The 14,331-nt window shown below is 62.1% G+C and carries 13 protein-coding genes; 3 read left to right on the top strand and 10 right to left on the bottom strand.

Going from position 1 to position 14,331, the window contains the following annotated elements:
- Nucleotides 1–2: 2 nt before the first annotated feature.
- The 7 genes from C2134_RS01990 to earP all read right to left on the bottom strand — a co-directional run bounded on the left by C2134_RS01990 (nucleotide 3) and on the right by earP (nucleotide 4,447).
- Entirely contained in the window at nucleotides 3–665 is a 663-nt protein-coding gene (locus tag C2134_RS01990) for a DUF4310 family protein (protein ID WP_103317127.1), read from the bottom strand.
- 16 nt (nucleotides 666–681) lie between these two features.
- Complete coding sequence (locus C2134_RS01985; RefSeq protein WP_103317126.1) at nucleotides 682–1,455, bottom strand: DUF4311 domain-containing protein; 774 nt, start codon at nucleotides 1,453–1,455, stop codon at nucleotides 682–684.
- A complete protein-coding gene (locus tag C2134_RS01980; protein WP_103317124.1) occupies nucleotides 1,446–1,778 on the bottom strand; it encodes a DUF4312 family protein in 333 nt (110 codons plus the stop codon). The genes C2134_RS01985 and C2134_RS01980 overlap by 10 nt, the downstream gene beginning before the upstream one ends.
- A gap of 1 nt (nucleotide 1,779) precedes the next feature.
- Nucleotides 1,780–2,142, bottom strand: coding sequence for an SFCGS family glycine-rich protein (locus tag C2134_RS01975; RefSeq protein ID WP_103317122.1), 363 nt, complete (start codon nucleotides 2,140–2,142; stop codon nucleotides 1,780–1,782).
- A 20-nt stretch (nucleotides 2,143–2,162) separates the two neighbouring features.
- The gene (locus C2134_RS01970) at nucleotides 2,163–2,495 is read right to left on the bottom strand and encodes a glycine dehydrogenase (protein ID WP_103317120.1); all 333 of its coding nucleotides are present in this window, start codon (nucleotides 2,493–2,495) and stop codon (nucleotides 2,163–2,165) included.
- 171 nt (nucleotides 2,496–2,666) lie between these two features.
- Nucleotides 2,667–3,230: an elongation factor P gene (efp, locus tag C2134_RS01965; protein WP_043623327.1), complete on the bottom strand. Its 564-nt coding sequence runs from the start codon at nucleotides 3,228–3,230 to the stop codon at nucleotides 2,667–2,669.
- Between the two features lie 71 nt (nucleotides 3,231–3,301).
- Nucleotides 3,302–4,447: an elongation factor P maturation arginine rhamnosyltransferase EarP gene (gene earP / locus C2134_RS01960; protein WP_103317119.1), complete on the bottom strand. Its 1,146-nt coding sequence runs from the start codon at nucleotides 4,445–4,447 to the stop codon at nucleotides 3,302–3,304.
- A gap of 125 nt (nucleotides 4,448–4,572) precedes the next feature.
- On the opposite strand from earP, the gene C2134_RS01955 reads away from it, so the two are divergent.
- Nucleotides 4,573–6,816 (top strand): glycoside hydrolase, encoded by a 2,244-nt coding sequence (locus tag C2134_RS01955; protein ID WP_233196331.1) that lies wholly within the window; start codon nucleotides 4,573–4,575, stop codon nucleotides 6,814–6,816.
- A 174-nt stretch (nucleotides 6,817–6,990) separates the two neighbouring features.
- On the opposite strand, the gene C2134_RS01950 is transcribed toward C2134_RS01955, so the two are convergent.
- From C2134_RS01950 to C2134_RS21080, 3 genes are all read right to left on the bottom strand, one after another.
- Nucleotides 6,991–8,391 carry an L-serine ammonia-lyase gene (locus tag C2134_RS01950; protein ID WP_043623360.1) on the bottom strand — a complete coding sequence of 467 codons (1,401 nt, stop codon included), beginning with the start codon at nucleotides 8,389–8,391 and terminating at the stop codon, nucleotides 6,991–6,993.
- 66 nt (nucleotides 8,392–8,457) lie between these two features.
- Nucleotides 8,458–9,756, bottom strand: a complete 1,299-nt coding sequence (locus C2134_RS01945) for an HAAAP family serine/threonine permease (RefSeq protein ID WP_103317117.1) — start codon at nucleotides 9,754–9,756, stop codon at nucleotides 8,458–8,460.
- Between the two features lie 402 nt (nucleotides 9,757–10,158).
- On the bottom strand, nucleotides 10,159–10,422 hold the full coding sequence (locus C2134_RS21080) for a hypothetical protein (protein WP_146042062.1): 264 nt from the start codon (nucleotides 10,420–10,422) through the stop codon (nucleotides 10,159–10,161).
- Between the two features lie 436 nt (nucleotides 10,423–10,858).
- Between C2134_RS21080 and C2134_RS01940 the strand changes: the two genes are divergently transcribed.
- Together C2134_RS01940 and pflB are read left to right on the top strand one after the other, a co-directional pair.
- Nucleotides 10,859–11,641 carry a formate transporter FocA gene (locus tag C2134_RS01940; RefSeq protein ID WP_084201626.1) on the top strand — a complete coding sequence of 261 codons (783 nt, stop codon included), beginning with the start codon at nucleotides 10,859–10,861 and terminating at the stop codon, nucleotides 11,639–11,641.
- Between the two features lie 272 nt (nucleotides 11,642–11,913).
- Entirely contained in the window at nucleotides 11,914–14,241 is a 2,328-nt protein-coding gene (gene pflB, locus C2134_RS01935; RefSeq protein ID WP_103317116.1) for a formate C-acetyltransferase, read from the top strand.
- The last annotated feature ends 90 nt before the right edge of the window (nucleotides 14,242–14,331 follow it).

Below are 14,331 nucleotides of genomic sequence, written 5' to 3'. Positions count from 1 at the left end.
CATCAGGCCAGGGCAACCGGGAACAGCGCGCCGAACAGCATCGCGCCCAGGATGGCGCCGCCGGTGATCGGCTTGCCCCACAGATAGAAGCCCAGCGCGCCTAGCAGCGAACCGACCCCGATGGGGATGGACGCGGTGATGGCGGACAGGATGATCAGGGGACCGAGGAAGCGGCCGGACGAGTTGCCCGCCCCCATCATCACGTCGGCGCCGAAAGTGGAGTTGCCCTGATTGATGGTGAACTTGCGCGCCAGGATGATGGCGGCGCCTATCGCCAGGCCGACGGCGAAGCCGGTGAGCAGCGCGCCGAAGAAGTTTTCCACCGGCCACAGCACGCCGGCGCCGAGGAACATGGCCGGGATGCCCAGGCCGACGCCGGTCATGATGGCGCCGCCTATGTCCAGAATGCCCACCAGCGAGCCTTCGATCACCCGGGCGAACAGGAAGCTGGCGCCGAAGGCCGCCACCGCGCCGTAGACGCCGGTGTCGATGCCGGCCCGCAGCATCGAGACGAAGGCCACTTCGTTGAAAGCGCCGATGCCGTAAACGTAGTACATATGGGTGCCGCCGAAAACGCCGGCCGACAACAGCGCCACCAGCAGCGGGAAGGTCCAGTCCGCGTACCAGAAATTGCGCTTCAGTTCTTCGATTTGCACGTCGTCCATGCTCTGTCTCCTGTCGTTAGCCGCGGACGGCCTGATGGAAGGCGCGCAGCCAGTCCGGCGCCGCCAGGCGGAAGGATTCCAGCATCTTCAGGTCGAAGCCGCGGAAGAAGGCGCTCATCAGGAACAGGGCGATGATGGCGGCCATCATCACCTTGGTGATGCGGTTCCAGCCGCCGTCGTCCACGCCCTTGCCGATCAGGATGCCCAGCACCAGTCCCGGCACCGCGTTGCCCATGATCAGTTGGGCCAGGCCGCCGAAAATGGTGCCCCAGAAGCCGGAGCGCTTGCCGGCCTCGATGGCGGCCAGCCAGAAGATCACCGGCATGATGATGTTGACCAGCAGGTTGGCCGCCGGCACCAGCACCTTGACCGCGGTGATCTGCAGCGAGGGCGGCACGGCGGAGGCGGTGGAGTTCAGAAAGGCCACCACCAGCATGCCGATCAGGCCGCATACCAGCGCCATCTTCTTGGGGTTGTGCAGGGTTTCCGCCAGATTGCGGTTGCGCGACAGCAGCGCGGCCGCGCCCCAGTGCGGGATGATGCGGTGGTCGATGTCCTGGGTGAACGCGCCGGCGGCGACCGACGACGCCCAGGCATTGAAGAAAAATCCCAGGCCGAATGAGAAGTGCGAGGCGGGATCGCCTTCGCAGGAGTTGAGTTCGCCCAGGGTGCGGAAGGCGCCCATGCCCTGGGTGGTGGGGGCGTGGAACATGCGCGCGGCGCCGGCGCCGACGGCAGTGCCGACCAGGCCGCCGATCAGCAGCGATTTGAGCAGAATGGTCACGAACATGGGCGTGTCCTCGCGAAGGTGCGAAGTGGGACGGGGTCGAACGCCACGCGGTCGGCATCGATCGCCGCGACGTTCGCCGTGACTTCCAGCACCACCGAGTAGCGGGTGCGTTCGCGCCGCAGGAACAGGAACAGAAAGCGCTCGGTGATCGTCGCCTGTTCGGCGGAAACCACGCGCACATCATGCGGTTCGATCCGCAGCAGCACTTTGCCGCTCTGTCCCAGCACGGCGCGCTGCACCTTGGACAAGGCGTCGGCAAAGGCCTGCGCCTTGCTCTCGCCCAGTCCGGACACCTGCACGGTGGTGAGGAAGGATTCTTTCATGTCAGTCACCGTGCTTCTTGAGGTAGGCCGCCACCAGCCGCTGGCCCAGTTCTTCCTTGTCCATGAAGCCGAAGCCCAGCACGTTGTAGCCTTCCTCGATGGCGGTGACGCCTTCTTCGATGGAGCGCATGCCGTACTTGGCCTTGTAGCCGTGCTTGGTTTGGGCGGTGATGGCGCCGGCGCCGCCGCTGCCGCAGAAGGAGATGCCCAGCTGCGCGTTTTCCGCCTTCATCACATCGCCCAGCTTCATGTCGGCGGCCATGCCGGGAATCACCACGGCGCGGGCGCTAGCCAGTTCCACGCCGAGGCCGACTTTCTGGCCCTTGCCCAGGCGGTCGCCGATCACTACGGTAATTTGGCTCATTGCATTCTCCTTGCGGTGGGTCAGGCCTTGTTCTGGGCCATTTCAAAGTGGATGGACAGCAGCAGCGCCTCGTCGGTCGGCAGATTGCCGAACAGCGCGACAACGGCTTGGGACAGCTGCATCGCGGCGGGCGAAATCTCATCGAACAGCGAGCGGTCGAAATCCGGCAGGCCTTCCCCGGTCAGCGAGCGGCGGGCCATGGCGCGCACATGCGACTCCAGTTTCAGCTGCTGGCTGTCGTTCAGGCATTTGCCGGCCGCGTCGAGCAGGGGCGGCACGCGCGCCAGCACCTGCTGGCTCAGCGCCTCGATCTGTTGTTGGGTATGGTCGGGGGAGAGTACGGAGGAGGACATGGTGGCTTCCGTTGCATGGTCAGTTGAGTCGAGGACTACTGTAAGCAACGGGGCCGATGGCTTGTAGCCGGTTTTTTTCCGGCGCTTGCCGGAAATTTGCCATGTCTAATGGCAGATATGAAAAAAGCGCCCGGCAGGGCGCTTTTTTGGGGCACAACGGTCAGGAAGAGCTTAGGCGCGCTTCTTGAATTCGTTGGTGCGGGTGTCGATTTCGATCTTTTCGCCGGTGTTGACGAAGGCCGGAACCTGAACTTCGAAGGTGGTGCCAACCAGGCGGGCCGGCTTCAGCACTTTGCCCGAGGTGTCGCCGCGCACGGCCGGCTCGGTGTATTCCACTTCGCGGATTACGGTGGTCGGCAGTTCTACGGAGATGGCCTTGCCGTCGTAGAAGGTCACCTGGCAAACGTCTTCCATGCCGTCAACGATGTAGTTGATGGTGTCGCCCAGGTTGTCGGCTTCCACTTCGTACTGGTTGAACTCGGAATCCATGAACACGTACATCGGGTCGGCGAAGTAGGAGTAGGTGCAGTCCTTGCGGTCCAGCACGACTACGTCGAACTTGTCGTCCGCGCGGTAAACGGTTTCGCTGCCGGCGCCGGTCAGCAAGTTCTTCATCTTCATCTTCACTACGGAAGCGTTGCGGCCGGACTTGCTGAATTCAGCCTTCTGAACAACCATCGGGTCGTTGCCGACCATGAATACGTTACCAGCGCGCAGTTCTTGTGCGGTTTTCATTGCGTATGAGTCCCAAACTCTTGAATTAACGCCGGAAACCCGGAACGGCTTTCCGACAAAAACGACGCATTCTATCCGATTTCGGCGATAAAGTGCAGCAGTCTCGCCGCCAGATCGCCACCTTGCAGCAGTTGTTGTTGCCAGTTTGTCGCATGTCGCCGCCACGCCGGCAGCCATCTTGCGGCATTGCGCCAGGCGGTGGCGATATCGCCGTCGCGGTTCCACGCCAGATGCAGCTCGCGGATCGCCGCGGCGGCCTCGTCCGGCAAGCCGGCGCAGTATTGGTCGAGAAAGGCCTGCAGCTTGGCGATGTGGGCCTCGTCGTCCTGCGGATAGATATGCCACAGCATGGGGCGCGCCGCCCATTGCGAGCGCACCAGGCTGTCTTCGCCGCGCACGCAGTTGAAATCGCAGCTCCATAGCAGGCGGTCGTAGTCGTCCTGATCGCTCAGGGGCAGCACGTCGATGGTCAGGCGGCCGAGCTGGGCATGCTCCCCCACCTGCAGAGGATGGTCGAACAGGCTGGACACCACGGGCAGCGCCTTGCCTTCCGGCACCAGGCAGCGCACCGGCTGCGGGCCGTCGGCCCAGGCCTGCAGCAGTTTGGCGGCGGCCGGGTTGTCGTAGGCAAACAGGCTGACTTTCCACTCGTTTTCCGACAGGGCGGGCACGTTTCTGCGCCGCCAGTAATCGCGCTGCGCCTCGGGATCGGCTTGCCAGGCTTCGCGCGCGGCGATCAGCCCGTCCTCGCAGATCAGGCCGCCGCTGGCCGCGTCAAAGCCGGGGAAGAAGAAATGCTTGGTCAGCGGCAGCCGCGGATGCGGCGACGGCAGCTTGTGGCAGCCGCGCGTCCAGTCTTCCGCCGACAGGTATTCCAGGTTGATCCACACCGGCGGAGCCGCCCGTGCCGCCATCGCCTGCTCGAAGCTGTCCGGCAGCCGGCAGCCGAAGGCCTCTATCACCACGTCGGCCGGGACGATGTCGGCGGGCCACCCCGCTTGCGGCCACAGACGCACGTCTATGCCGGCCAGCGTCTGCTGCGGCAGGGCTGGGTCCAGCCCCGGCGCGATGCGGGCGAAACTGGCCAAATCATCCACCCACAGCCGCACGGTCAGGCCGCAATCGCCCGCCAGCCGGCGCGCCAGGCGCCAGGTGACGCCGATGTCGCCGTAGTTGTCGATGACGGTGCAGAAAATATCCCAGTGTTGACGATTCATAATTTGTTAACAATTGAAGACCGCGCGAGCTTACCACGCGAAGGCCGGCAATATCACCAATTCCGAATTTTCCTGGGTTTGGCCGGTCTCTGAGAGAGGCTGTGAAACATCTGAAAGGAATTGCCGTGGGTTTGAAGTATGGATGGAGTTTGCTGGCGGCGCTGCCCTTGTCCGCCTGGGCCGGCGTGCTGCTGCAAAACGCCCAATGGCGGGTGGAGCTGGAGCCGGCCACTTTGGCCGTCAGCGTGGAGCCGGCCGGCGACGTCAAACGCACCGTGTCCGACGGCGTGGCACCGCAGGCGGTGTCCGCCCTGCAACAAACCGGCGAGACCGCGGGCTGGCAGTGGGACGATGGCCGCTACCGCTGGCAAGCCGTCCTCGATGGACCGGACTTGCGGCTGACGCTGCAGGCCCGCGCGCCGGGACGGCTGGAGCTATTGCGCCAGCCCGCTGCAGCGATGGGGCGCGGCCTGCTGCTGCCGTTGGCCGAGGGCAGCTATATCCCCGCCGGCAGCAAGCTGTGGCAGGACTTCCTGCCCGGCTTTGCCGGAGACGGCCTGGATACCTCGGAAAACCTCAGCCTGCCGCTATGGGGCATGGATTACGGCAGCCGCAGCCTGCACTGGCTGCTGCTGAATCCGTTCAACAATCAGCTGGCCTTTGCGGCGCAAGGGCAGGGCCTGGCGTTGACGCTGAGCCACGAGTTCAACGCGCTGAACCAAGACCAGCCGGTGACGCTGCTGCTGCATCTGTCCGATGGCAACTTGCTAGGCGGCGCGCAGCGCTATCGCCAATGGCTGGTGTCGGCAGGCCGCTACCAGACCTTGGCGGACAAGATCCAGCGCCAGCCCGAAACCGCTAAGCTGGTCGGTGCCAGCCATGTCTATCTATGGGGCAATAATTTGCTGGACGCCAGCGATGTGCGCGACTGGCCTGCCTTCCTCAAGCTGCTGCGCGGCGATGCGGCCCTGGCCGTCCAGCTGCGCGCCCGCTTCGACACGGCAGCGCGTCAGGCGCTGCGCCAAGCCGGGGCCAAACCGGACCGCTACCAGCAAAAGGTGTTGATCGAAGCCGTCAATCAGGCGCTGACCGCGGAGGCGCGCGCCAGCTGGCTCGGCCCCAAGCCGGACTGGGCCAAAATGGCGGAACCGTACCGCGCCCTGCGCGCGCAAACGGCGCAGACCTTCGGCCCCGCGCTGCAAGCGGACGCCTCGCGCTGGGGCGGCGGCTTGTCGCGCAAAACGGTGGACGCGCTGCAATCGGCCGGACTGAAACGGCTATGGCTGGGCGTGGATAACTGGGAAGGGGGCTTGTGGCAGCCGCAGGCGGTGAAAGCCGGCGTGGCGGCCGGCTATCTGATGTCTAGCTACGACTCCTACGAAACGGCGCTGCAGCCGGGCAAGCATGAGGACTGGATTACCGCCCAGCAGGGCGAGGCGGTGTACCGCCAGTGCGGCATCACGCTGGCAAACGGCAAGAAAAAAGCCGGTTTCCAGCAATCCGGCTACTACACCAACCCGGCTTGCGTGCGCGATACCTTGCAGCAGCGCACGAGCGCGCTGCTGTCGGCGACCGGCTTCAATAGCTGGTTCCTGGACGCCTACGCCACCGGCATGGTGTTTGACGACTACACGCCGGGCCGCCGCACAGGCGAGGCCGCGATGGCGCAAGGCTATGAACAGTCCATGCAATGGGTGGCGGACCGCTACCAGCTGCCGGTGGGTTCCGAAATGGGCAACGCCACCACCAGCCGCGGCATCGCCTTCGCCCATGGCATGCAGGTGCCGGTGCTGGGGTGGGGCGATCCGGATCTGCAGAGGAACCCGAAGTCGCCGTACTACCTGGGCCGCTGGTTCCCGGCCGATCAGCCGGAAACCTTTTTCAAGCCGGTGCCGCTGAAGCAACCGTACCGCGACCTCTACTACGGCCCGGAGTATCGGCTGCCTCTGTACCAGGCGGTGTTCCATGGCTCGGTGATCACCACCAACCATTGGCTGTATGACAATCTGAAATTCCGCAACGCCTACGCCGACAACCTGTTGGCGCAATGGCTGTACAACGTCCCGCCGCTGTTCCACCTGTCCGCGGCCAGCCTCAGGGCCCGGCTGCCGCAGCTGCAATGCGCCGACCGCGCCTTCCGTCCGTTGCATCAGCAACTGGCCACCCAGGCGCTGACCGGCTTCGCCTGGCTCAACGCGGAACACACGCTGCAGCAGACCCGTTTTGCCGACGGCAGCCGCCTCACCGCCAATTTCGGATCGACGCCGGTATCGAATGGAGGACAAACCCTGCCGCCGCAAAGCCTGTTGGCCGAGCTCGCCGGCCAAGCGCCGCGACTGTTGCGGGCGGCCGATTGCGCCGGCAAATAAGCTGCCGCGATAATGCCGATGTGGTTTCGCTGGCCAGGGGCAGCCATTGTCCCTCTTGGATATTTTCTGAGCGAAAGGCCGTTATGTTAGGCAGTGGGCGGCCACGCGGCAAGCCGCGCCGTCAACAAAAACGCCACCGTGGCGGTGGCGTTTGTCTTAGCGCGGGCGACGGGCTCAGGCCGCGTCGTCCACCCAGCGGATGGCTTGGCTAGGCACGACCTTGCTTTCCACCTTGATCTGCAGGGCAAGGCCGCCGCAGGAGGTTTCGCGGTACTTGGCGTCCATGTCCTTGCCGGTTTCGTACATGGCGGCGATGACCTTGTCCAGCGACACCTTGGGGCTGCTGACGCGGTGCATGGCCATGCGGGCGGCGTTGATCGCCTTGACCGCGGCGATGGCGTTGCGCTCGATGCACGGAATCTGCACCTGGCCGCCCACCGGGTCGCAGGTCAGGCCCAGGTTGTGCTCCATGGCGATTTCCGCCGCCATGCACACCTGGGACGGGCTGCCGCCCATCAGTTCGGTCAGGCCGGCCGCGGCCATGGAACAGGCCACGCCCACTTCGCCCTGGCAGCCGACTTCGGCGCCGGAGATGGACGCGTTCAGCTTGAACAGGCAGCCGATGGCGCCGGAGGACAGGAAGAAGCGCAGGCAGCTGTCGTCATCCAGCGGCTGGATGAAGTGGTTGTAGTAGGCCAGCACGGCTGGGACGATGCCGCAGGCGCCGTTGGTCGGGGCGGTGACTACGCGGCCGCCGGCGGCGTTTTCCTCGGACATGGCCATGGCGTACATATTGACCCAGTCCATCACGCTCATCGGGTCTTTGGCCACGGTGAGGGAACTGGTCAGCATGCGATGCAGCGCCGGGGCGCGGCGCGGGATGCGCATCGGGCCGGGCAGGTTGCCTTCGGTGCGCATCCCGCGCTCGATGCTGCCCTTCATGACTTCCCACACGCGGCGGAAGTGCGCCTCGGTGTCCTTGACGTCGTGGAAAGCTTTTTCGTTTTCCAGCACCAGGGCGGCGATGGACAGGCCGGTTTCTTCACACATGTCGATCAGCTGCTGGGCGGTGACGAAGTGGTACGGCACCGGGGTGTCGCTGCAGCTGGACTGGTTGAAGTGCTCTTCGTCGACGATGAAGCCGCCGCCGATCGAGTAATAGGTCTTGGTCAGGACTTTTTCGTCGCCGACGAAGGCATGGATCTGCATGCCGTTTTCGTGCAGCGGCAGGTTGGCGGTATGGAAGTCCATGCCGAAGATCACGCGCTGGTGGGTGCGGCCCAGCGTCAGCTGGCCGGTTTGCTCCACGTCGGCGATCAGGCTGGCGGAGTTGTCCGGGTCCACGGTGTCCGGCAGGTTGCCGGCCAGGCCCAGGATGATGGCTTGATCGGTGCAGTGGCCCTTGCCGGTGAGGGCCAGCGAGCCGTAGCAGTCCACGTGGATGCGGGTGACTTGGTTGAATCTGCCGGTTTCCTTGAGCGCGCCCAGGAACTGGTGACCGGCCTTCATCGGGCCGACGGTGTGGGAACTGGAGGGACCAACGCCGATTTTGTAGATATCACTCATGCTGAACATGATGCTACCTCTTTGAAGCTAGTACGGAGGGGAGAGCAGGCCGCTGGGCGGCCTGCCTGATTACGATCAGACGAACAGATCGTAGAAGATGGCGGAGATGGCGATCAGGCCGATCAGTACCACGAAGATGTTGCTGGCGGCGCCGGAGTACTTCTTCATCGCCGGTACCTTGTGGATGGCGTACATCGGCATCAGGAACAGCAGCATCGCGATGACCGGGCCGCCCAGGGTTTCAATCATGCCCAGGATGGACGGGTTGATGGTGGCGATGATCCAGCAGGTCACGATCATGAAGATGGCGGTGTAGCGGTCCAGCTTCGAGGTTTCGATGGTCTTGCCGCTTTGGCGCAGTTGCTTGACCACCAGGCCGTTGAAGCCTTCCTTGGCGCCCAGGTAGTGGCCCAGGAAGGACTTGCTGATGGCAACCATGGCGATGATCGGGGCAACCCATTCCATCACCGGGTTCTGGAAGTGGTTGGCCAGGTAGGACAGGATGGAGATGTTCTGGGCCTTGGCGGCGGCCAGGTCGGCCGGGCTCAGGCTGAATACGCAGCTGAACACGAAGAACATCACGGTCAGCACCATCATGGTGTGGGCGCGGATCAGCACGCGGCTGGAGGCCGGCTCAGCTTCGTCGCCGTGCAGCTTGCGCTGGTCAACGGAGAAGGAAGAGATGATGGGCGAGTGGTTGAACGAGAACACCATCACCGGAATGGCCAGCCACAGCGTCTTGTAGAAGGCGCCGCTGGATACGGCGTCGCCCAGGCTGCCGGCGTGGCGGATGGCGGCGTCGCTCCATTGCGGGATCAGGTACAGGGCCAGCAGCATCAGCACCACCACAAACGGGTAGACCAGGATGCTCATCGCCTTGACGATCATCTGGCCGCCCAGGCGGACGATGGACATCAGGCCCAGGATCAGCGCCAGCGAGAACACGGCGCGGGTGGCGATGCCGGTGCCCACGTCGATGTGCAGCTGGTTATTGAGGAAGGACAGCACCGTGTTGGTGATGGCCACGCTGTACATCAACAGAATCGGGTAGATGGCGAAGAAGTACAGCAAGGTGATGATCTTGCCGGCGCCTACGCCGAAGTGTTCTTCCACCACTTCCGTGATGTCGGCGCCTTCCTTGCTGCCGGACAGCACGAAGCGGGTCAGGCCGCGGTGGGCGAAGAAGGTCAGCGGCAGGGCCAGGATGGCCATCAGCATCAGGGGCCACAGGCCGCCGATGCCGGCGTTGATGGGAAGGAACAGGACGCCGGCGCCGATGGCGGTGCCATAGAGGCCGAGCATCCAGGTGGTGTCGTGCTTGGTCCAGCCGGACGAACCGGAGCGGGAGGCGGTTGAGGCGATTGCTTGTGACATGATGAGGTGCCTTTTCAAACGATATTTCGCAAATTCCGGGTTTCCATCCTCCGCCGCCGGCGTTGACGGCTTGTGGCGGGGGGCGGATCGAACTGTTGCCGACGGGTTCTCTGTATGTCGTTGTTTGTGAACCGCGTCTTGCTTAATTGCTGCCCATCGTAAGGGCATTTGTAGTTTGCAAGGTACACATTTAAGAACATCAGTTGATTCTAATCAAGATAAATTTGTCACCAAATGAACAAATGAACATGGCTGAGGAATGATTCCCCTCCTAAATTCTAAATGACAATATTTTTTTATTGGTTTTATATCCTTTAAAGTCATTTTTGGTGCAATTAAATTTCAATAAATTTTCTATTTTATAAAATGATTGCGCATGGGTAATTTTGCCATGGTCATTTTTTATCCTTGCCACAAGTTTGAAATTTGAGTGATTGCTCTGCGCAATTTATTGCGTGGTTTTGCCTTTCTTGGGTCTGACATTGCCTGTTGACGCAAAGATGCCGGGAGCCTGGCGATGGCGTTCGTTTCCGTGCTTGGTTTGCGCAAGCCTTTGATGGAAATGGATTTATTGGCATGGGCTGCCGGGTGGAATAGCATGATCTTGTATCTGAATTGTTCTAATTTGTATTGTTCACTTGTGATGATTTGGGTGACGGTGCACATGATATGCGAGCGTGAAATTGCTAAAATATTTTCGAATGTGAAAATAAAGTTACAAAAATGAACATCTTTTCTTTCGCATTCTGTGAAATGACAAGGGCGCGTTTCTTGGCTCGGAGATAGCGAAATGCCAGCGCTACAACAGGCATGGCTGATGCGAAGCGGGCCGGCCGGGGTGGTTTGCCTGCATTGCGTTGGCGGGATGCGGCAACATTTCCTTGGTGTTTTGTGCCGGCATTCGTGCAAATGTGGAAGGATTGTGCTGCAGTCTGGCCGTGTGGGAGTGGCTTGAGCGGTGGTGCGCTATGGCTTGATCGGTATCAAACACGAATTTACTAAAACGAACATAAAATTTTCGCAAAGTCGCATCGGATGCGAATCGCCTCCGGCCGCATCGCGCGACGCCGCCTTACCCATATCCTTATAGAGACGTTACATCATGAGCCACTCTTCAACTCTCGCCTACGTGGTCGACGAGGCCGCCAGCAAACAGCAGGTGCTGCTGTCCGAACCAGGGCGCTATCTGCTCAGCGCGGCCATGGCCGGCGCGCTGATCGCCGTAGTGCTGGCCGTCAGCCTGAAGCTCGGCCAGGTATTCTTCGCCAGCGGCGCTCCCGGTTATTACATCGCCACTTCCGGCTTCTTTGGCGTCGCGCTGGTCAGCATCATCGTGTGCAAGGTGGAATTGTTCACCAGCAATGTGATGTACTTCACCGTCGGCCGGCTGAGCGGCCGCTGCCGCACCTGCAATATGTTGCGCAGTTGGACGATGGTGTATCTGGGCAATCTGTTGGGCGTGCTGCTGTTCGTCGCCGTGCTGGCCGGCGCCGGCGGCATGGGCGTACTGCCTGCCGATCACCTGCTGTTCAACGTGGTGGAGCATAAGGTGCACGCCTCGAGCATGGAGATCTTCTGGAAGGGCGTGCTGTGCAACTGGGTGATCTGCTTGGCGGTATGGGTGCCGATGCGTCTGAGCAACGAAGCGGCGCGGCTGCTGATCATCATGCTGCTGGTGTTCGTGTTCTTCTTCTCCGGTTTTGAGCACAGCATCGCCAACATGGCTTTCTTCGCGCTGGCCAAGCTGCAGGGCATGGCGGGGCTGGAGTGGGCGGATATCGCGCATAATCTGGTGCCGGCTACGCTGGGCAATATCGTTGGCGGCGCGTTTGGCGTCGGCCTGGTGGTGTATTTGCTGGAACGCCACACGCTGAAAGCGGTCTGAACATTAAGGCAGGCATTTGGCCTGTAAACGGCATGTGAATGTTCGTTTTCGAATGTAGTCGGCGCAGTACAGCTAGTGCTGCGCCGATTTTGCTATAAATCACTGATAAATCAATGGTATTGAAGGCAGTTGGCATGTTGCGCTGCAGGATCGAAATCGCGCCGCAAGCGGGGCGCTACTTGATCAAGATCAAACGAAATTTTCGATTCCGAATGTACCATGTGTTCAATATCTAACACGTTACCGGACCAAGCCAAGTAAGGAGGCCCCAGATGGACGCCATCACTCAAAATGCAGCTCAAGCCAACCCGTGGCGCGATTTCGTCGCTGGCGAGTGGCAGAGCAAGGTCGATGTACGCAACTTCATCCAGCTGAACTACAAACCGTACGAAGGCGACGACAGCTTCCTGGCTGGCGCCACCGAGCGTACCAAGAAGCTGTGGGACACCCTGGGTGTGTTGCTGAAAGAAGAACGCGCCAAGGGCGTGCTGGATGTCTCGGCCGACCGCGCCTCTTCCATTACCGCTCACGACGCGGGCTACATCGATCAAGCGAATGAAGTGATCGTCGGCCTGCAAACCGACGCTCCGCTGAAGCGCGCCATCATGCCGAACGGCGGCCTGCGCATGGTGGAGAACGGCCTGGAAGCCTTCGGCTTCAAGCTGGATCCGGTGATCAAGGAAATCTGGGAAAAGTATCGCAAGAGCCACAACCAGGGCGTGTTCGATGTCTACACCCCGGAAATCATGGCTTGCCGCAAGTCCGGCGTGATCACCGGCCTGCCGGATGCTTACGGCCGCGGCCGCATCATCGGCGACTATCGCCGCGTGGCCCTGTACGGCACCGACTTCCTGCGCAAGGAACGCCAGCAGCTGTTCGCCGAACTGAATGACGTGGCCTTCACCGACGAAGTGATGCGTCAACGCGAAGAACTGTCCGAACAGTTCCGCGCCCTGGACGAACTGCGCCAGATGGCCGCCAAGTACGGCTATGACATCAGCCGTCCGGCCGCCACCGCCCGCGAAGCCATCCAGTGGGTTTACTTCGCCTACCTGGCCGCGGTTAAGGAGCAGAACGGCGCCGCCATGTCCTTCGGCCGCGTCTCCACCTTCTTGGACGTGTACATCGAGCGCGACATCGCCGCCGGCGTGCTGACCGAAGAGCAAGCTCAGGAAATGATCGACGATCTGGTGATCAAGCTGCGCATCGTCCGCTTCCTGCGCACGCCGGAATACGATCAACTGTTCTCCGGCGACCCGACCTGGGTGACCGAATCCATCGGCGGCATGGGCGAAGACGGCCGCACCCTGGTGACCAAGAACAGCTTCCGCTTCCTGAACACCCTGTACAATCTGGGCCCGGCGCCGGAACCGAACCTGACCGTGCTGTGGTCTACCCGCTTCCCGCAAGGCTTCAAGAACTTCTGCGCCAAGGTGTCCATCGACACCAGCGCCATCCAGTACGAAAACGACGATCTGATGCTGCCGTACTGGGGCGACGACTACGGCATCGCCTGCTGCGTGTCGGCGATGAAGATCGGCAAGCAGATGCAGTTCTTTGGCGCCCGCGCCAACCTGGCCAAGGCCATGCTGTACGCGATCAACGGCGGCCGCGACGAGAAGTCCGGCGCGCTGGTGGCCCACGGCTTTGAGCCGATCACCGGCGACGTGCTGACTTACGAAGAACTGATGCCGAAGTTCGAGAAGATGATGGACTGGCTGGCCGCCACCTACGTCAAGGCGCTGAACTGCATCCACTACATGCACGACAAGTACGCCTACGAACGCATCGAAATGGCGCTGCACGACCGCGACATCGTCCGCACCATGGCTTGCGGCATCGCCGGCCTGTCCGTGGCCGCCGACTCGCTGTCCGCCGTCAAGTTCGCCAAGGTTCACATCATCCGCAATGAAGATGGCCTGGCGGTTGACTACAAGATCGAAGGCGAATACCCGGCATTCGGCAACAACGACGACCGCGTTGACGAGATCGCTGTGTGGCTGACCCAGTCCTTCATGGACAAGATCAAGGCCCAGCCGTACTTCTACCGCGACTCCAAGCCGACCCAGTCGGTGCTGACCATCACCTCCAACGTGGTGTACGGCAAGAAGACCGGCAACACCCCGGACGGCCGCCGCGCCGGCGAACCGTTCTCCCCGGGCGCCAACCCGATGAACGGCCGCGACGTGAAGGGCTTTGTGGCGGCAGGCGCCTCCGTGGCCAAGCTGCCGTACGACTCCGCGCTGGACGGCATCAGCTGGACCGCTTCGGCGACGCCGGACGCGTTGGGCCATACTGCTGAAGAGCGTATCGTCAACCTGGCCAACTGCCTGGACGGCTTCTGCTCGGCTCACCCGACTGAGTTCAGCAGCGCCAACTGCACCCCGTTCGAGTGCGACGGCGAGCGCAACATCGCCGGCGGCGGTTTCCACGTGAACGTCAACGTGTTCAAGCGCGAAACCCTGCTCGACGCCATGGAGCACCCGGAGCTGTACCCGCAGCTGACCATCCGTGTGTCCGGTTACGCGGTGAATTTCGTCAAGCTGACGCGCGAGCAGCAGCTGGACGTGATCAACCGCACCTTCCACGGCAAGATGTAAGACGCCGTAGGGCGGGCAGGCCGCAGGGCTTGCCCGCGCGGAAACACCATTGCATCAATGGCGGGGCGGTCCGGAAGGAAAGCCCCGCTT

Source organism: Chromobacterium sinusclupearum, from assembly GCF_002902845.1.
Lineage (GTDB): Bacteria > Pseudomonadota > Gammaproteobacteria > Burkholderiales > Chromobacteriaceae > Chromobacterium > Chromobacterium sinusclupearum.
This window is presented reverse-complemented; position numbering and strand designations above follow the sequence as displayed.